20 protein-coding genes are annotated in these 19422 nt (G+C 44.5%); 8 read left to right on the top strand and 12 right to left on the bottom strand.

All coding sequences use genetic code 11. The features are described from left to right. Positions 1–96: 96 nt before the first annotated feature. On the bottom strand, positions 97–846 hold the full coding sequence (locus H8S44_RS14155) for a DeoR/GlpR family DNA-binding transcription regulator (RefSeq protein WP_186997539.1): 750 nt from the start codon (positions 844–846) through the stop codon (positions 97–99). A gap of 14 nt (positions 847–860) precedes the next feature. Next, complete coding sequence (locus H8S44_RS14160; protein WP_186997540.1) at positions 861–2336, bottom strand: FGGY-family carbohydrate kinase; 1476 nt, start codon at positions 2334–2336, stop codon at positions 861–863. A 278-nt stretch (positions 2337–2614) separates the two neighbouring features. Between H8S44_RS14160 and H8S44_RS14165 the strand changes: the two genes are divergently transcribed. The 7 genes from H8S44_RS14165 to H8S44_RS14195 all read left to right on the top strand — a co-directional run bounded on the left by H8S44_RS14165 (position 2615) and on the right by H8S44_RS14195 (position 10896). Further along, positions 2615–3487, top strand: a complete 873-nt coding sequence (locus H8S44_RS14165) for a class II fructose-bisphosphate aldolase (RefSeq protein WP_186997541.1) — start codon at positions 2615–2617, stop codon at positions 3485–3487. A 42-nt stretch (positions 3488–3529) separates the two neighbouring features. After that, positions 3530–4543: a sugar ABC transporter substrate-binding protein gene (locus H8S44_RS14170; protein ID WP_186997542.1), complete on the top strand. Its 1014-nt coding sequence runs from the start codon at positions 3530–3532 to the stop codon at positions 4541–4543. 98 nt (positions 4544–4641) lie between these two features. Next, positions 4642–6135 carry a sugar ABC transporter ATP-binding protein gene (locus tag H8S44_RS14175; protein ID WP_186997543.1) on the top strand — a complete coding sequence of 498 codons (1494 nt, stop codon included), beginning with the start codon at positions 4642–4644 and terminating at the stop codon, positions 6133–6135. 9 nt (positions 6136–6144) lie between these two features. Beyond that, a complete protein-coding gene (locus H8S44_RS14180) occupies positions 6145–7146 on the top strand; it encodes an ABC transporter permease (RefSeq protein WP_186997544.1) in 1002 nt (333 codons plus the stop codon). After that, complete coding sequence (locus H8S44_RS14185) at positions 7146–8111, top strand: ABC transporter permease (RefSeq protein WP_186997545.1); 966 nt, start codon at positions 7146–7148, stop codon at positions 8109–8111. The genes H8S44_RS14180 and H8S44_RS14185 overlap by 1 nt, the downstream gene beginning before the upstream one ends. A gap of 11 nt (positions 8112–8122) precedes the next feature. Next, positions 8123–8986: a shikimate dehydrogenase gene (gene aroE / locus H8S44_RS14190; protein ID WP_186997546.1), complete on the top strand. Its 864-nt coding sequence runs from the start codon at positions 8123–8125 to the stop codon at positions 8984–8986. A 155-nt stretch (positions 8987–9141) separates the two neighbouring features. After that, positions 9142–10896 carry a transposase gene (locus H8S44_RS14195; protein WP_207726277.1) on the top strand — a complete coding sequence of 585 codons (1755 nt, stop codon included), beginning with the start codon at positions 9142–9144 and terminating at the stop codon, positions 10894–10896. 208 nt (positions 10897–11104) lie between these two features. Here the strand turns inward: H8S44_RS14195 and H8S44_RS14200 are convergent, their stop codons facing one another. Next, entirely contained in the window at positions 11105–12373 is a 1269-nt protein-coding gene (locus tag H8S44_RS14200) for a diaminopimelate decarboxylase (RefSeq protein WP_186873858.1), read from the bottom strand. A 165-nt stretch (positions 12374–12538) separates the two neighbouring features. Here H8S44_RS14200 and H8S44_RS14205 point away from each other — a divergent pair, with 165 nt between their 5' ends. Next, positions 12539–13378 carry a LysR family transcriptional regulator gene (locus H8S44_RS14205; protein ID WP_186873859.1) on the top strand — a complete coding sequence of 280 codons (840 nt, stop codon included), beginning with the start codon at positions 12539–12541 and terminating at the stop codon, positions 13376–13378. A 43-nt stretch (positions 13379–13421) separates the two neighbouring features. Here the strand turns inward: H8S44_RS14205 and H8S44_RS14210 are convergent, their stop codons facing one another. The 9 genes from H8S44_RS14210 to H8S44_RS14250 form a co-directional block, all read right to left on the bottom strand. After that, a complete protein-coding gene (locus H8S44_RS14210) occupies positions 13422–14045 on the bottom strand; it encodes a manganese catalase family protein (RefSeq protein ID WP_186873860.1) in 624 nt (207 codons plus the stop codon). Positions 14046–14063: 18 nt separating this feature from the next. Further along, the gene (locus H8S44_RS14215; RefSeq protein WP_186873861.1) at positions 14064–14444 is read right to left on the bottom strand and encodes a spore coat protein CotJB; all 381 of its coding nucleotides are present in this window, start codon (positions 14442–14444) and stop codon (positions 14064–14066) included. Further along, on the bottom strand, positions 14441–14611 hold the full coding sequence (locus H8S44_RS14220; protein ID WP_186873949.1) for a spore coat associated protein CotJA: 171 nt from the start codon (positions 14609–14611) through the stop codon (positions 14441–14443). The genes H8S44_RS14215 and H8S44_RS14220 overlap by 4 nt, the downstream gene beginning before the upstream one ends. A gap of 140 nt (positions 14612–14751) precedes the next feature. Then, a complete protein-coding gene (locus tag H8S44_RS14225; protein WP_186873862.1) occupies positions 14752–15591 on the bottom strand; it encodes a DegV family protein in 840 nt (279 codons plus the stop codon). Continuing rightward, a complete protein-coding gene (locus H8S44_RS14230; protein ID WP_186873863.1) occupies positions 15588–16028 on the bottom strand; it encodes a MarR family transcriptional regulator in 441 nt (146 codons plus the stop codon). Before H8S44_RS14230 ends, H8S44_RS14225 begins: the two co-directional genes overlap by 4 nt. A gap of 151 nt (positions 16029–16179) precedes the next feature. After that, positions 16180–17229 (bottom strand): aldose epimerase family protein, encoded by a 1050-nt coding sequence (locus tag H8S44_RS14235; RefSeq protein WP_186873864.1) that lies wholly within the window; start codon positions 17227–17229, stop codon positions 16180–16182. 17 nt (positions 17230–17246) lie between these two features. Continuing rightward, positions 17247–18035 carry a formate/nitrite transporter family protein gene (locus H8S44_RS14240; RefSeq protein WP_186873865.1) on the bottom strand — a complete coding sequence of 263 codons (789 nt, stop codon included), beginning with the start codon at positions 18033–18035 and terminating at the stop codon, positions 17247–17249. 92 nt (positions 18036–18127) lie between these two features. Continuing rightward, on the bottom strand, positions 18128–19009 hold the full coding sequence (locus H8S44_RS14245; protein ID WP_186873866.1) for a rhomboid family intramembrane serine protease: 882 nt from the start codon (positions 19007–19009) through the stop codon (positions 18128–18130). Between the two features lie 187 nt (positions 19010–19196). Beyond that, positions 19197–19394 (bottom strand): LysM peptidoglycan-binding domain-containing protein, encoded by a 198-nt coding sequence (locus H8S44_RS14250; protein WP_243167618.1) that lies wholly within the window; start codon positions 19392–19394, stop codon positions 19197–19199. Positions 19395–19422: the final 28 nt, after the last annotated feature.

A 19422-nucleotide genomic window follows, 5' to 3' on the forward strand; every position in this document is an offset into this window, starting at 1 on the left:
GAGGCAGATGACTCATTTCGAGTCATCTGCCTCCCCCCTATTTAGAACTGTCATTAACCGACAGCCCCTTTTTATAGACTATATAATATTTGGAATTTAGGTGGTTGCAGAAATATACTCAATTTCATTTTCTTGAAAATAAGCCATGGCTTCTTCAGGGATAGGATCGTTGCTGATGATTGCGGACGGCTGCTTGTTAGGAAATAATGCAATAGTAGATAATTTAGATAATTTTGTATTGTCTGCAAGTACATATGTTTTGTTGGCGCTCATGGCCATAGACTGTACTGCTTCAGCACGAGAAATATTTGAGTTTAAAAAACCTCTGGCGGGGCTGAATCCACTGAGTCCTACAAAAAATTTATCTACATATATCTGTGATACACACAGTTTTACCAGAGGTCCTACAACTACTTCTGCATCTGGATGGTAATCACCGCCAAGAAGGATAATATTTGTATTGTGTTCTGCAATATAGCGAGGAATGAAAGTAGAGTTTGTAATAATGGTAACATCTCGTTTTTTTTCGGCTACGATAGAAGCAAACAGCGCACAGGTTGAGCCAGACTCAACTAAAATAGTTTCTCCGTCGCTGACCAGTGAACATGCCTTGCGGGCGATTGCTTGTTTGGCTTCATAATTGAAAGCCATCCTATAATTGATATTGTCGGAAGATACACGGGAGGCATATCCATGCTGACGTTTTAAAAGTCCTTGGTTTTCCAGATATTCCAGATCTTTTCGGATAGTTGAAGGCGAAATATTAAATTGTTTTGCCAGTGTTGTAACGTCTAATCTTTCATGGGTTTCTAAGAGTTCAAGAATATTCAAATGTCTTTGTAACATAATATCACCTCAAATTATAGTTTTAAATCACTTTGAATAAAAGAGCGGATTTCTTTGTATCGTTGGTATTTTTCTGTGTAATAATTGGCTTTTGAATATGTTGGGGGTTTAATTTTATCAAGGGAGTTGCTGCTCTTGACAGCCTCTTCTATGTTGCCGAAATAATTCAATGAAATGGAAGAGACAGCAAATAGTCCAAAAAGGCCGGTATTTTTGTTGGAATTGATCCACAGAGGAGCTTCAAGAATATCGGCGCGTAATTGAAGCCAGTCCTCGAATTGGGCCCCGCCTCCTGAGGCAATTATGCGATTACTGGATATTCCGCAGTTCGACAGCAGTTCCATGTTTAACTTCATTTCGAATGCAACCCCCTCCATGACAGCCAAAAGCATGTCATGTGCTGTTGTTTTATCTTCCAGTCCCCAGAAACTACCGGATAAATAAGTGTGACAGAAAGGTGTTCCGGAACCATTGATAAATGGAAAAAATAAAACATCTGTCTGACGTGAAATAGCCATGTGGATATCATCTGCGCAAGCCTTGGCAGAAAAATTACCATGAGAAGAAAATAAAAGACTATATGCCCATGTCAGAGATTTGCCTCCGCTTGGGATCTGTGCATAAGTTAAGTAATTTGATGTGTTGAAATAAGGTTCACATTGAAATCCATATTGATAGGTATCATTGTTGATAATGGAGTCTGGAAGAATTATATTCAGACTATCAGAAGTACCCATACCATATACGGCTTCTCCGGGATACATTGCTCCAGCCCCGATTGTGGCAAAAGGCTGATCATGCCCACCGGCAATCAATTTTGGAACCATTTCAGTATTATATCGCTTGCAGAAATAAGAAGACATCATACCCGTAATGTCACCAGCCTCTCTTACGGGAGAAAATTTTTCTGCAGATACGCAGGCTGCTTCTAGGATTTCATATAATTGCTCTTGGGCATTGAAGTCCATCCAATTTGTAGTTACGGCAAATGATTTTGACATAAAGGGGGCCGCACCAAGACGAACCAGGATATAGTCAGCAACAAACAGGATGTGAGAGCTCTTCTTTAGAATCTCTTTCTGATTTTCCTGCATCCAGCAGAGCTTTCCCAGAGGAGAAACGGTACCTAGACGATGCCCTGTCTGTTGGTAAATAGACGATTCATCATACTTTTGGCACAGCTTTTGGAGCTGCGGTTTGGATCGGGTATCAAAGTACAGAATGCTGGGAGAAATGGAAATACCTTTTTGGTTAGTACAGACAAAAGTTTCACCAAAAGAGGTGGAGGTAATTGCTTCAATATTATGGAAGCGTGAGAAAAGTTTTAAAAGTTCACGATCGATAGCCTGAAAAATGACTTCACAGTCAATCATATTATCTGGAAGCTGTGCATTGTGTGGGAAAGCAGATTCCTCCAAAAGTACTCCCTGTGAATTAATGACTGCAATCTTGCACCTGGTTGTTCCAATATCAATACAAATAACGCTCATTTGAGAGTATCTCCTTTTTCAAATAAGATTTTTTGATAGAACAATTATAACTTTACAAGACTAATAAATCAATATTTACCTTAAAAATCGGCATGTTTCATATAAATATTTGCTTGATTTTGATAAATATGACTAAAATGCTTATTTGAGATAAAAAATATGCTCAAATGAGAAAAATATTATTGACAAATAAAATATTGGCGTGTATTATAAGGACAAGAATAACGGAGCTGGCCAGAACCGAAAGAAAACAAAACTGAAAGGAGAAGCAAAGTATTATGTTAGTACCTATGAAACCGCTTCTGGATGAAGCGCAAAAGAAGAAATACGCTGTGGGTGCTTTTAATGCAGGAACGGTGGAAACGATGGAGGCAATTATCGAAGCGGCTGAAGAAGTCAATACACCGGTTATTTTTAACCATGCGCAGTGTATAGAAGAGTTTGCACCCATTCGTGAAGTTGCTCCGAAGCTGATTTCCATTGCAAAGGCATCAAAAGTACCAGTTGCTGTGAATCTGGATCATGGTCTTGATTTTGAATATATTATGACTGCGATCCATTTGGGCTTTACTTCTGTCATGTCTGATTTTTCACTTCTGCCTTATGAAGAAAATGTAAAAAATGTAAAACGGGTTGTTGATATCTGTAAGGCATGTGGTATTTCTACGGAAGGTCTGCTTGGAGTTATGCCGAGCAATGTAGTTGGGCAGGAACAGAAAGTTCCGGAAGGAATGAAAGTAAGTGACTTTTATACCAAACCAGAGGAAGCAAAAGATTTTGTTGAAAGGACAGGTCTGGATGCTCTTGCAATTTCGTTTGGTACGGTGCATGGTCTCTATGTCGAAGATGTAGTGCTGGATATTGATTTGCTAAAAAAGATTCGCGAAAACGTAGACTGTAATCTCGTCATGCATGGAGGATCCGGTGTAGCCCCGGAACAGATTAAGAAAGCAATTGACAATGGTGTTAGTAAAATCAATTACTATACCTATATGTCCAATGCGGGTGTATCAGCAATGAGAGAAGTAATGGAAAAATCTACAGTTCCGCCTTATGTACATGAACTGGCTTACTACTCAAAGAATGCGATGAGAGAAAATGCAAAGAAGGCAATGCTTCTTTTCAATAATGGTTATAAACGCGAAAAATAAGATTAAAAAGTGTAAAAACGAAGAAGGGAAGGAGGATTTCTTATGAACAAGAAAATTTTGGGGTTAATGCTTGCTATGATTTTAGGTACTTCTGCCCTGGCGGGTTGTGGAAAGACGGAAGAAGCAAAAGAGGCTGAGGTTAAGACAGAAGAAACTAAGACAGAAGAAAAAGTAGAAAATACGGACGGCGAGTTACCTAAACTGATCTTTATTGCAGGTGATATGTCTAATGAATCGCAGGTGTTTGCGTCCAAGATGTTTACAGAACATGCAGAAGAGTATGGATTTGAAGTTTCTACCTTGGATGGGCGCGGGGATCCACAGATTCAGGCACAGGTTGTTGGTAATGCCGTTGCTCAGGGTGCGGATGTAATCTGTGTAAATCCGAATGATGCGAGTGGAATTGTTCCAAGCTTGGAAGCTGCAAAAAAAGCAGGTGTTATTGTTGGTGTATATGGCTCTGAGATTATGAGTGACACTCCTGAAAAGGCACGTGACTTTTATGTAACCCAGGATGATATCCAGGGAGGAAAACTCGCAATTGAAGCAATTCTTGAAAAGTATCCGTCTGGATGCAATGTAGTAGAAGTTGAAGGACAGGCTGGTCATGATGCAGCAATTAAGCGTCATACTGGCTTTACAGAAAATCTTGATGGTACAGGACTGAATCTTCTTGCATCTATGGCTCCGACACAATGGGCTACAGCAGAAGCGCTTTCTATTACAGAAGACATGATTGTAAAATATGGCGATGAGATTGATGCGATCTTTTGTCATTGGGATAACGGTGCAACTGGATGTATTGAAGCTTTAAAAGCTGCAAATATGGAAGATGTTGTTGTAATCGGTATTGATGGATGCCAGGCAGGCTACAATCAGGTGAAAGCTGGTGATCAGTATGCTACAATTAGTATTGATGCAGATAAACTGGTAAGAAGATGTATGGAAGTGGCACGTAAGGCTATTAATGGTGAAGAATATTCAGCAGAAAATCTGATTGCTTTTGATATGATTACGCAGAATAATATTGATGAATTTCCGGTTCCGGAATGGTAATATATAGAAGAAGGCTCGTATCGGCTTTGAGCCGATACGGGCTTTGTCTTTTTTATAGAGGACAGAATATTCCGGTTTTTTGAACAGAGGCGAAAGGAATGGATATAGATATGAGCGAAAAGGATTCCGTGTTTATTTTGCAGGTAGAAAATGTTTGTAAATCATTTCCTGGAGTTAAGGCACTTGATCATGTAACTATAGAAGTACAGCGCGGGGTCGTGCACGGAATAGTCGGTGAGAATGGTGCAGGAAAATCTACCCTGATGAAAATTCTGTCGGGGGTTTATACAAAGGATGAAGGAACGGTTATTTTTGATGGAGAGGTGATTGAGCGTACGACACCAATACAGTCTTTGAATCGCGGCCTCAGCATTATTTATCAGGAGTTAAATTTGGTAAATACGATGAGTGTGGGAGAAAACATTTTTTTGGGACGGTTTAAAGAGGCGAAGGGGATGCGTGGAACACATACAAAAGCGCAGAAACTTTTGGAACAGATTGGGTGTTCTATTGATACGCATACGATGGTTTCGGAACTTAGTGTTTCACAGAAACAGATGGTAGAGATTGCAAAAGCACTTTCTTTTAATTCAAAGTTGATTATTATGGATGAGCCCAGCAGTAGCCTTACAAATGATGAACTGAAAGGACTCTATAAGATTATTGGTGATTTGAAACAAATGGGGATTTCCATTATTTATATTAGCCATAAACTAGATGAGATTTTTGATCTTTGCGATATGGTAACGATTATGCGTGATGGTAATGTGATTGACAGTAAACCTATTACTGAATTGTCGCGCGAAGAGATGATTACTAAAATGGTAGGAAGAACTATAGAGAAGGAATATCCGGAACGCCCCTACTGCGTTGGTGCCCCCCTTCTGGAAGTGCGTAATCTAAATACCAGGAAACTACATAATATTAATTTTACTCTACATAAAGGAGAAATTCTAGGACTGGTTGGACTGGTAGGAGCGGGGCGTACAGAGATTATTCGTGCAATTTTTGGAGCAGATAAAGTAAAAGGGCAGGAGGTTCTGATTGATGGAAAATCCGTAAAGATCAAAGGCCCAAAGGATGCGATCAGAGTTGGAATGGCATTGGTGCCGGAAGACAGAAAGCAGCAGGGGCTGATCCTTTCGCAGAGTGTTGAGACGAATATTACAATGGCAGCACTGAAGGATCATGTAAAAGGTATTTTTCTGGATAAAACATCTCAAAAAAAGATTGCAGAAAAGCATGTTGCGTCTTTGGCTATTAAAACTCCTGGTATTAAATCCAGAGTAGTTAGTTTGTCAGGAGGAAATCAACAAAAATGCATTGTCGGAAGGTGGCTGGAAATACAACCGAAAATTCTAATCATGGATGAACCAACACGAGGAATTGATGTCGGAGCTAAGTACGAAATCTACCTTTTAATGAAAAAGATTGTAGAGGATGGAGGTTCCATTATTTTGATTTCTTCTGAATTAGCTGAGGTCCTGAGTATGAGTAATCGTATTCTTACTATTTGCGGTGGCAGAATATCTGGTGAGTTTAATCCTGAGGAAGTCAGCGTTAATTCTATTATGGAAAGAGTGCTGGGATAAGGAGGGATTATGGTGCAGAGTAAAGAAAATATAAAATTTCGGGGAACTGTAAGCAAAGTGATGAAATTCCTGAAAAGTTATCTTGTCATGGTTTCCATTGTACTTCTTGTTATTGTGACAATTCTGGTGGAACCTAAGTTTTTATCTATGCCAAATCTGATTAATATTATTCGTCAGTTTGGCCCTTTAAGCTTTTTTGCATTGGGAATGACCTTTGTAATAATGTGTGGTTTTATTGATTTGTCTATTTCCGGTATTATCTCACTGGTTGTTGTAACGACTTATTTACTGATTGAACCGTTAGGGCAGTGGGCTGCAATGCTTGTCGGAATCGTGGTTGGTATGGCTGCCGGTTACTTAAACAGCATTTTGATTATAACATGCGGGGCATTGACCAGTGCGAAAGCATTATTTATTACATATGGTATGAGTACAGTTTACGGAGCAATTGCATTGATTATTACGGCTGGAAAAACAGGGCATTTATCCTGGCTTCAGACAGATACGTCAGCATTTTCGCTGCTGGCGCAGGGAGGATTTGGAGAACTGCTGTCGTTCTCTTTTCTGCTCTTTATTGTGTGCCTGATTTTATTGTACATTTTTCAGTCGAAAACATATATGGGTCAGAGTATCTATCTGACAGGTGGAAACAAAGAAGCAGCGAGATTGTCAGGTATTTCTATTTATAAAAGTATTTCAACCATATATGTTATCTCAGGTTTAATGGCGGCTATTGGAGGAATTGTTCTTTTATCGCGTGTTACGACAGCATCTCCGGTTGTTGGAAAAGGGTATGATACAAATGCAGTTCTCTCTGTTGTTGTTGGAGGTACGCGTCTCAAAGGAGGACAGGGAAGCGTTATGCGAACAGTTATGGGAGTACTGTTGGTGACGTTACTGTCAAACTGTCTGAATTTGTTGGGCCTTACACCTTATATGCAGACTGTATTCCGTGGAGTAATTCTTGTGATTGCAATTTGGATTGATAATCGAAACGAGGAGGGAAATTAATGAGGGGTCAGAAAACAGTAAAACGTCTGGGATATCCAATATTAAAGCAGAAAGCCTTTCTTGCGACGGTTGCGATTCTCGTTATAATGATCTTTCCGAAGACGGGCTTTTATACAAGTTATAATTTAATAGAATTACTGAAGGCAGCTGCGGTGTTGGAAATTCTTGCATTTGGAGTTACACTTACGGTTATCTGTGGCGGCTGTGATCTTTCCATTGGAAGTACTATGAGTCTTTCAGGAATAATTGCGATTTTGCTGATGAGCCATGTCCCTATGTGGATAGCGATTCTGGCAGGTATTGCAAGTGGGGCAGTGATTGGTTTTATCAACGGTTTCTTCATTGTTCAGCAGAAAACAGAACCCTTTATTATTACTTTAGGAACCGGCATGGTAATCAAAGGCGTCTGTCAGCAGCTGACAGATGCAAAACCCATTGCGCCGGACAATCCAATGTTCGTTAAGTTGGCAAATGGACTTGCTTTTGGGTTCCTGCCGAATGTAATTCTTGTAACTATTATTTTAATGATTCTGTTTCATCTGCTTCTTCGCTACACAGCCTTTGGCCGGAATTGCTATGCGATAGGAGGCGGTTACGATGTTGCTTTATACTCAGGTATCAATGTAATCAAGACAAAATGGATGACTTATGTTATTTGTGGGATGACAGCTGCCGCTGGTGGAATTATGCTATCCTCACAACTTAATACGGGGTCTTCTATTTATGGAGATAACACAGCTCTGCTGGTTAATTGTGGCGTAGTTGTAGGTGGTACATCATTTGCAGGTGGCATTGGAGGCATACCTCAGACTGCTATTGGACTTCTCTTATTTTCTGTTTTGGAAAATGCAATGAACAGTCTGATGATAAGTCCTTATATTCAGCAGGCAACAAAAGGAGTTCTGATTGTGCTGATTATCTGGCTTGATTGTTATACCATAAAACGGAAAAATGAAGCAGTTTAGGAGGAAAGAAAATGAAAGAACAGAACTATTTGGATCATCTGGTAGGTGTATTTGGACAGCCTGTTTCAGAAAATCCAGGTGTTGTAATTCAGGATGCAGCTTTTGAGGCAATGGGGTTGGAACGTTGGCATTTTCTGACCCTGGATGTGGATAAGGATAAGTTGGAGGATGCAGTTCGTGGTTTGAAAGCCTTCAAAATGCGAGGAATTAACTGTACGATTCCGCATAAAATAGCAGTTATGAATTACCTTGATGAGATATCGGAAAGTGCAAAGTTAATTGGCGCGGTCAATATGATTGTAAATGAGAATGGACATTTATTTGGAGAAAATACAGATGGAAAAGGTTTTATGATGTCTCTGGAGTCCAATGGGATCTGTGTGGAAGGAAAAAAAGCAGTGATTATGGGAGCTGGTGGAGCTGCCCGTGCAATCACTGTCGAAATGAGCCTGGCAGGCATAGCTGATATAACAATTGTAAATCGAACATCGGATAGGGCATTGGGAGACGCTTTGGTTGATATTTTGAATAAGATTGGGAAAACAAGGGTTCATTATGTAGATTGGAATGGTACATATTCTGTTCCGGAGGATACAGATATTGTGATTAATGCTACATCTGTAGGTTTGTATCCTAATGTAAATGATATGCCGAATATTGATTTGGATTCCATCAAACAAAGCATGTTTGTTCAGGATGTAATTCCGAATCCAATACAGACAGCTTTTATAAAAGAAATGCGTCGAAGAGGAATTCCTTGTGCGACGGGCGCAGGCATGTTGATCAATCAGGCAGCTTTAAATATTGAAATGTGGACGGGAAGAAAACCTGATAAGCAGATAATGCTTAAGGCTCTGGAAAATGCTCTGGAGTAAAATGAAAGGGGCTGTCGGTTAATGACAGTTCTAAATAGGGGGAGGCAGATGACTCGAAATGAGTCATCTGCCTCCCCCTAAAATTTTACCTATAAAAAGAGAAAAAGGTGGCTAACGACAACCACCTTCGCTCCGTTACATTGTATAATGTAACTATGAATAGCAATAAATATTATAACGAATTTTTTGAATTAGGGCAACAAAAAATCAACTTCAACTTCTACGACTTGAGTTTACCTGATGACGATCCAGTCTTTACCCTTAAAAAAGTTATGGAGGAAATGGATTTTACAGCTTTATTAGCACAGTATTCAGGCAAGGGAAAACACGGGTTTAACCCAATCATGAAGTATGGAGTCCTTACATATGCAAACATGCGTGGCATTCGCGAGATAGACCGCATTGTGGAACTATATAAAAGAGATCTGGCATTCATCTGGCTCTCACAAGGAGAGCAGCCAAAAAGAGATGCCTTTTATGATTTTATAAACAAGAAACTTACACCGGAAATATTAGATGATCTGAATTATCAATTGTTACGACGCTTAAAAAAGGAAGGTCTGATCACATTAGAGGCGCTTTTTATCGATGGTACGAAGATAGAAGCCAATGCAAACCGTTACACTTTTGTTTGGCGTGGAACTTTGAACTATCATCTTGTGGGACTCCTTGACAACATAGATTCTCTTTATCGTAAATACAACGTACTGTTAGAAGATAATGGATATAACGAAAAATACGGATTGGGAAATGCAAGGATATTTATTATCGAAGGTATGGATAAAGTGCGTGCAGTGATTGAAAAGAATCGGAAGTGGAAACTCACAAAACACAAAAAACTGCCAAACAATACCATCATTGAAATTGACCACTGTTCTCCGTTGGATATATTAAAGTTGCAGAAAAATCTGATGACGATAGCAGAGGGCGAAGGAATCGGATTCGTTTACGGAAAAGGAAAGAAAAAATCCGAAATACAGCAGCTTTATGAAGAATTAGATGTTTGCGGCAGCAAACTTATGGAATATAAAGAGTGTTTTGAAGTCATGGGAAAAGAACGTAACAGTTATTCCAAGACAGACCTGGAAGCAACTTTCATGAGAATGAAAGATGATCATATGATGAATGGTCAGCTCAAACCAGCTTACAATGTTCAGATCGCAGTAGAGAATTACTTCATTGTTCATGCATATGTAAGTAACGACAGAACAGATTACAATACATTGATTCCGGTTGTCCAAAAACATATCCATGCTTTTGGAGAAGTGTTGAAAGAAGCTACTGCAGACAGTGGATATTGTAGTGAGAAAAATCTGCTGTTTTTAAAAGAGCATAACATAGAAAGTTATATCAAACTGCAGGATCACGAGCAGAGAAAGACGCATGCTTACAAAGAAAATATCGGGAAATATTATAACATGACAACTCAGATATTCGAAGACGAGCATTTTTATGTTTGTCATGATGGACGGGAACTGAGACATATCCGCACAGAAGAAAAAGAAATGGATGGTTATACACAAACCCTGGAAGTGTATGGATGCGCTGATTGCAGTGGCTGTAAACACAAAGCCCAATGTCTTTACAAATACAATCCCGAAAAAGATGCAGATAAAAATAAAGTCATGAAGATCAATGAACGCTGGGAAGCATTAAAAGAAAAATCTCACGCGAATATTCAGAGTGAAAAAAGTATCCTGAACCGTCAGATCCGGTCCATTCAAACAGAGGGGCACTTTGGAGACATCAAAGAGAATGATGACTTTCGACGATTTAATCATCGTACAGCCGATAAAGTATACAAAGAGTTCATGTTATATGCAATTGGCAGGAATATCAACAAATATCATCGTTTTCTTTGCAATGAAATACAGAAATTCGAGGGCAAAAAAGAAGAAAATGCAGCTTAAATAAAAGTCTGTTTGATTTTACATATCCCTTTGATTTTTTGCGCCAAAAAATAATAATCCATCTTAGAAATAGAGATACCCCGCGGAATATGCCAGTGCTGAGAAGCACGCATTTCCGCGGGGTATCTCTATTTCTCTTTAAAATTGGTAGAAATCGGCATTAGCCGATTTCCCCCCTGTGATTTTCTATAAAAACTCTGTCAAGTTCCTATACCAGATTTTTGATGATATCGAAACAGTCGAAGGTGGCGAAATAATCCTTCGGGGTCTCTGCCCGACGGATAAGTTTCGCGCTGCCGTCCTCCTTCAGCAGAATCTCGGCGGACTTCAGCTTGCCGTTGTAGTTATAACCCATGGCGAAGCCGTGAGCTCCGGTGTCATGAATTACCAGATAGTCGCCCATATCCACCTTGGGCAGCGGACGGTCGATGGCGAACTTATCGTTGTTCTCGCAAAGGGAGCCGGTCACATCGTACACATGGTCGCAGGGCTCATTTTCCTTGCCCAGAACAGTAATATGATGATAAGCGCCGTACATGGCCGGACGCATCAGGTTCACTGCACAGGCGTCTACGCCGATGTACTCCTTGTAGGTATGCTTCTCGTGAATGGCTTTGGTCACCAGACAACCATAGGGGCCCATCATGAAACGGCCAAGCTCCGTGTAGATAGCCACATCACCCATACCTGCCGGGACCATAACCTCCTCGTAAACTTTACGGACGCCTTCGCCGATGGCGCGGATATCGTTGGGCTCCTGTTCTGGGCGGTAGGGGATACCTACGCCGCCGGACAGATTGATGAAGCGGATATCCGCTCCGGTCTCCTTCTTCAGGCGGACAGCCAGCTCAAAGAGAACCTTTGCCAGCATGGGATAGTAATCGTTGGTAACGGTGTTGCTGGCCAGGAATGCATGGATACCAAAGTGTTTGGCGCCCTTCTGCCGCAATACCCGATAGGCGTCAAAAAGCTGCTCCTCGGTCATACCATACTTGGCATCGCCGGGGTTGTCCATGATATCGTTGCTGATCTGGAAGATTCCACCCGGGTTGAACCGGCAGCTGATGGTCTCGGGGATATAGCCCAGAGTCTTTTCCAGAAAATCGATATGGGTGTAATCGTCCAAATTGATGATGGCTCCGATCTTTGCTGCGTATGCGAACTCCTCGGCCGGAGTGTCGTTGGAGGAAAACATAATGTCGTCTCCCTTGACGCCGATCTCATGAGACAGCATCAGCTCTGTCATGGAAGAGCAGTCGCAGCCGCAGCCGTACTCCCGCAAAATATTAATCAGGAACGGGTTCGGCGTCGCCTTTACCGCAAAGTACTCCTTATAGCCTTTATTCCAGGCAAATGCCTCCTTCAGGGCCTTTGCGTTTTCCCTGATCCCCTTCTCGTCATAAAGATGGAAGGGAGTCGGATAGGTCTTTGTGATCTCCTGTATCTGTTCCAGTGTTACAAATGGTTCTTTTTTCATTGGTGACGCTCCTTTTTCTCGTTTCTTTCGTTTTATGCCTTTCGTTTATCGCGAAATCCGCGAATTCTGCCTTTTATCCTTGACTATTATAACCATATTTCTTATCATTTGTATAGCGAATAATTTTGATTATTATAATTTATTTTTTCGATTATAGGAGGAGTTATGGATACCCAGAATCTGAAAACCTTTCTGACCCTGGCCGGAGTCAAAAACTTCACACGGACTGCGGAACTCATGTACATTGCCCAGTCCACGGTAACGAACCGGATCGCGGAACTGGAAAAGGAAGTGGGGAAGCCACTTTTCATCCGCAATAAGAAAAATATTTCTCTCACCCGGGAGGGCCTGCTCTTTCAGGATTATGCCCGGCGTATCCTGGATCTGGAGGAACGCTCCATCCTGGAACTGAATTCCCCCGCCTTTTCCCGGACGGCTCTCCGTATCGGCACCACCAATACCATCTACGAATGCTTCCTGGCCCCCGCTCTGATTCGGCTTCTGAAGGAGGATACCGGTTACGCGGTCAACCTGACCATCAGTCACTCCGTCAGCCTTCTGAAGGATCTGCAGGACGGCCTTCTGGATCTGGTTTTCACCTACCAGCCCCTGCAGAAATCCGGCTTTCGCTGCCGCCTTTTCAAGACCGAGGAGCTGCTTTTAGTGACCTCCCCCTCCAATCCCCGCTGCCGGGACGCCGTGCGGAAGGAGGATCTTCCTTCTTTAAATTATCTGTTCTGTAACTTTGCTCTTCAGGAGGTGGGCCAGTTCATCCGGGAGCTGTTTCCGCCCTTTTATCAGTTTCCCTTCGAGATCGATAACAGTACCAAGCTCACTGACTACCTGCTGGCCGGTATCGGATACAGCTTTCTCCCCACAGGTCTGGTGCAGCCCCTCATCGAAGCAGGCAGCTTATGTGTGGTACGGCTGCTGGACTTCGGGGCCCCGCGGATCAACTGTTATGAGTGTTTTCCGGAGGGGAAGGAGCCGGTGCTGCTGCTCTGATTTTACAGCAGGCGGAACACAGCCATTCCGCCTGCCCTTTTTCTCAATTACATCCACAATTCGTTGTGCCGCTGTCAAAAGCCGGATTGAAAGCGTAAAAATTCTTGGAATTCAGTTTATCCTGCACAATCCGCAGGGCTTCACCGAAACGCTGGAAATGAGCGACTTCCCGGGCCCGCAGAAAACGGATAGCATCAGTCACATCCGGCGAATCCGCGCAGAGCCGCAGAATATTGTCGTAGGTGGTGCGGGCTTTTTGCTCTGCCGCCATATCTTCCGTCAAATCTGTAATCGGATCACCCACAGACTGGAACATGGCAGCCGTAAACGGCGTTCCCGAAGCCGCCTGAGGCCACAGAGCCAGGGTATGATCCACATAGTAGTCTTCAAAACCGGAGGTCTTCAGCTCCTCCATGGTCATATTCCTGGTCAGCTGGTGGACGATGGTGGCAATCATTTCAAAGTGCCCCAGTTCTTCGGTGCCAATGTCTGTTAAGACCGCGGCACACTCCTTATAGGGCATGGTATATCGCTGGGACAGATAGCGCATGGAGGCACCCAGCTCACCGTCCGGTCCGCCGTATTGCGTCAAAATCGCCTTTGCCAGCTTTGGATTCGTCTCCTTGATATGAATGGGATACTCCAACCGTTTTTCATAATTAAACATAAACTCTCATCCTCCCTTCTACTGCCATGGCCACGGCTGGTCTACCCAGTTCCAATAATCCTCTGGATGATGGACATGGGCAAGGGTCAACGGACCATATTTCTGCGAATACTCATGAAGGGCCTCCTGATATTTCCGGTTGTTTTCCCCAAAATAAGAGATAGCCCCCGTATCCTCCGGATGGGTATCCAGATAAAGGCTGGCATCCACGCAGGCAAAACCGGTGGTGAAAATGCGCCGCAGCAGCTGTTCTTTGGATAAACCGCTGCAGGAGCAGCCGCTTTCCGGACGGACCGGACCGGGACCGGAGGGCGGAGCCGTCGGCATGGGGCAGCTGTTGACATTCCGGGGCTGCGAGCAGGGCCTTACGGGCTGCTGACAGTTATTTCTTCCCATCATCTGCATCCACCCCGCTTTCCTGAAAATGGTTTATTTAATTCCGGAAAGATCGTCCCGCACTGCAGGGCTTTTTCCAGGTCGTAGGTCTGATCCCAGTATTGCCAGGGCACGTAGGCCATGGCTGGAGACAGGCCCCGCAGGGGATCCCGCATACAGGAGCAGCGCATGGAATTCTGGTTTCGATAATCAGCCATGAGAGATTCCTTTCCATAAAACTATTCCTGATATCTTATGAAAAAAACCAGAATAGGTTCGCCAACCGCAAAAAAGGGAGCGCAGTACGCTCCCCATCTCTCTCTATTGACTTCTACGCTTTCTCCACATACACGATCCCAAAAGCCCCAGGCCCGATATGGGTGCCGATGGCTGCGCCCAACTGGAGACGGCCGACCGTGGTGATTCCGTGCTTGGCAAGCTTCTCCTCGAACTGTCCGCAGTTTTCTGTTCCGCTGGTGAATACGGAATACCTGGGGAATTCCTCATCCAGCCGACGCTCATCCAGCCATTTAAGCATGGCGCTCATGGCCTTATTTTTTCCGATGGTCTTTCCGATGACGCCCACACCGCCTTCTTCGGTCAGGGTAATCAGGGGCTTCAAACGGGCCAGCTCTCCCAGCATGGCGGCTGCCTTTCCGATACGTCCGCCCTTTTGCAGAAATTCCAGCGTATCCATCATGGCAATCACATGAACCCGGGATCTGAACACTTCTGTGAGCGCAGCTACCTCCGCGGCGCTCCGTCCCTGATCCGCCAGCCCTTTGGCGTAATCCGCAAGCACCCGGATAACTCCGGTGGCCGTCAGGGAGTCGATAAGATGAATTCCCTCATAGTCCGCCATCTGTCTGGCCAGAACCGCGCTCTGATAGGTGCCGCTTAAAGCCGAGGATAAGAGAATCGCCACGATCTCGTCCCCGTCCTTCTTCGCCTGCTCAAACAGATCCAGGAAAACCTGGGGCGACGGCTGGGAGGTCTTCGGGAAGGTTTCTCCATTTACCAGCAGGTCGTAGAACTCATCCTTTGTCAGATCTACACCGTCCTCATACTCCTTCCCTTCCAGGCTGATGCCGATGGGCACAAATAAATATCCTTTTTCTTCTGCTTCCTCCTTCGTCAAATCCGAAGAAGAATCTACCAAAATCTTTATCATCCAATTACCTCTTCTGCCATATTTGCAATCAGGTCAAAGAGCTTTACGATCTCCTCTGAGCGCTCCCAGCCGATCCGATTCATCAGCTCGTCCACGAACTTCAGAATCCGCTCATGCTCCTGCTCATACACTTTTGCCTGCTCCATCCGGAATGTCACATAGATCTGCCGTTTATCCCTCTGGGAGCGCGTACGCGCAATCAGTCCTTTTTTCTCCAAGCTGTTCAGGGTTCGGTTCATCTGGGATTTCAGAATCTTCGTGACGCTGCACAGATCCGTGGCTGTCAGCTCCCTGGAACTGAGGCTCTTCTGATTCCGGTACAGGATTCCGCAAATCAGGAACTCATTATAGGGCAGTCCGGACACTACCCGTTCGTTATTGATCGCCAGGGACAGCTTCATCCAGCTCTTTAACACATTCTCTCTGTCATTTTCCATCCCCTGCTCCTCCTTCCTGCATATTCACATTCGTTCACAAAGCGAATAGTTCACATAGTATACTATTTTCGTCTGCATGTCAAGCAGATTATTCCCTATTCCAAAAAAAAAGAGCGTGAACACACTGTTCACGCCCTCTGTCGTTCTTCTCTTATTTTTTCACGAAAAACCGGTATCCCGTCTTTGCATGATAAGTCTCTCCTGCTTTCACAATGGGACTCTTAAAGTTCGCATGATGGCAGGCATCCGGAAAATACTGAGCCTCAAAGCAGACGGCGCTCCGTCTTTCATAGGTACGTCCGCCCTTTCCGCCTTTTTCATGATCCAGGAAATTCGCTGCGTACAGCTGGATACCCGGCTGATCGGTAAATACTTCCATACAGATACCGCTCCGGTCGGAAATCAGTTTTCCGCACAGCATGTACTTTCCGTCGTTCTTTAGCACATAATTATGATCATAACCTCCGGCCAGCTTCAGCGGCTCGTAATCCGCCTCAATCCGCTCGCCAATGGTATGCTCCGTCCGGAAATCCATGGGTGTATCCGTCACATCCCGGATCTCACCGGTAGGCACCAGCCCCGCGTCCGTCGGTGTAAAAGCGTCTGCGTCCAGCCACACCTTCTGCTCCAGCACGGAAGTCGAATCCTGTCCGTCCAGATTAAAATAAGAATGATTGGTGAGATTAAAAATGGTGTCCTGATCCGCCTTTCCCTCATATGCAATCTGCAGCTCATTGTCATCCGTCAAAGTGTAGGATACCGTGATATCCGCATTGCCCGGATAACCCTGATCGCCATCGGGACTGTGAAGGGAAAACTCTACCTTATTGTCATCGGCAATGATGCCCTTCCACATTCTGGTGAAGTACATATCCGGTCCGCTGTGCAGGTTATTCTCTCCGTTATTTTTCGCAAGGGGATAGTCCCTGCCGCCAATGGTAATCACTGCGCCTCCAATCCGATTGGCGCTCCGGCCCACCACAGCTCCCAGATCCGGCCCGTTGACCTCATAGCCCGCTGCGCTTTCATAGCCCCAGACCACATCCCGAAGCAGTCCGTCCTTATCCGGCACCTGAAGTTCCGCCAGCACCGCGCCCAGATTCAACACCGCGGCCTTCATACCTTTTCCGTTTTCCAATATGTATCTTTTTACCTTCTGTCCGTCCTTTACGGTTCCGAACTCTTCCACCCGAATACTCATTCTTTACCCCTTTTTACTCAGTCCTTTTTCGCTCCCTTTAAATACAGATACCAATATACGATGCCGATGGCCATTCCGCCCACCAGATTACCCAGGGTAACTGGCAGAAGATTTTTGGTCAGAGCCGCGCCCAGATTTACTGCTGCATCTCCTACCCAATAGATGGAATTACTGAAGATACCCACCATCAGATAATACATATTGGCAATACTGTGCTCGAAACCGGCCATAACAAAGATCATAATGGGAAAATAGAGTCCTGCGATCTTGCTGGCCACGGTCTTGCCCGCGAAAGACATCCACACGGCCAGACATACCATCATATTACATACGATACCGCGCAGGAACGCGTCCCCGAAGCTTAAGGCCACCTTGCCGGAAGCTACAGACATGACCACGTCCAGAAGTCCGCCGTCCAGCAGAGAAGGGCTGTGTCCGAAAGCCACCAGAAAAGCCAGAATGGTGGAACCCACAAAGTTACCAAGGTAAACGCAGACCCAGTTGCGCAGTACGCCGCCGAAGGTCACCTCACCTTCCAGAAGCGGGATCACAAGCAGGCAGTTTCCCGTAAACAGCTCGCTTCCCGCGATCAGCACCAGACCCAGACCGGCCGGGAACATACAGGCGCCAACCAGCTTGCCCAGGGCTCCGCCAATGGTGGCCGTGGCCATCTCATAGGCCACTCCGCCAATTCCGATGAAGATGCCGGCCATAATGCCCAGAATAAAAAGCTTCAGCGCCGGTGTGTTTACCTTTCCTTTTCCGATTTCCACGTAGTTTTTTGCGATTTCTGCAGGTGAATTCATGCAAAATCCCTCCTTGACATAGTTTATGTTATGTTTGTTAAAATTATAACGTTCTCTTCAGGGTGTGACCATCATACAAACTGTATGATCCTTTACTTTACATGCTCATGGGTAAACAGATGATCCTGGCAGTACTCGTAGTTTCCATTGCATTTGGAACAGTAACGGAATACCAGATCCTCCCCGTCTTTCTCTGTTCGGCCGCAGACCGCGCACTTATGGACGCTGGCCCGCTTCTCCCCCTGCTGCACACTCCGGCTGTAGACCTGTCTCCGGTGTACCTCCTTCGGGGAATACCGCCGCATATTTTTCATGCCGAAGAAGAAAATCAGAAAGTTGCCAAGGGATACCAGCGCCATGACCGCAAAGGCCGGATGCGGTATAATTCCCGCCTGAATCAACGCCAGTTTTGAAGTATAAGAAAGATATGGTGCTGCAAATCCCGCCAGAATCGTCACTCCGAAATAAATCGCGTTGATGATGCCCAGCCACTTCGCCTTGATGGGAATAATGAAGAACAGCAGAAACTGCATGTCCGGATAGGTAGCCGCAAAGGCGAAAAACAGCGAATAGTTCAGATAATAGGTGCCGAACATCGGTCCGATATTGGCTCCAAACACATAGCAGCTTAAGAAGGCTGCCACCACGTGAAGCAGCACTCCGGTCAACAGATACAGGTTAAACCGGAAGGCTCCCCACTGCATCTCCAGTACCTTTCCGATGGAATAATACAGGTACATGCTGATCAGAAAGAAAAACAGTCCCGATGACGGCGGGTAAATAATAAAGGTCACGATTCTCCAGATCTGGCCACGCATAATGGCCGTCGGATCCAGGGACAGATATCCTGTATAGAAATCAGGTGCCACCACACTGATCACATAACCCAGGGCATACAGAATGATCACGTAATACATCAGGTTGGAAATCGCGTAACGTCCGAACTTTTTCTCCAGCTTGTCAATCCAGTTCATAAAAATAAGTCATCCTTTCCTGCGGGAGACCTTACAGCTCCCGAAAAATGTCTGTGATACAACATTTCCGGGCCGCAGAAGCTCTCTTTTCTCTATAATTCTGCGAATCCCGGAAACATTTTCAGATGATTTTATTATAGGCACGGAACCCCTGTTTGTCAACCGGAGGCAGCCTCCGGAACTCTTTTTATCGTCCCGGAGAGCTCAGTTCCCGGGGGCGTCGCCCCAGAGGAATGCACACCTCGTCTCCCACCTGCAGGTTATAAATATTGATATAGGGGTTGGCCGAAAGGATCGCCCACAAAGGCACCCTGTAGCGGCGGCTTAAAAGGTAGAGGGTGTCCCCTTTTTTCACAGTATGCAGAAATCCATGACATTTTTCCATAAAAATCAACTCCATTTCTTCCTATCTA

The organism is Anaerosacchariphilus hominis, assembly GCF_014290175.1.
Taxonomy (GTDB): domain Bacteria; phylum Bacillota; class Clostridia; order Lachnospirales; family Lachnospiraceae; genus Laedolimicola; species Laedolimicola hominis.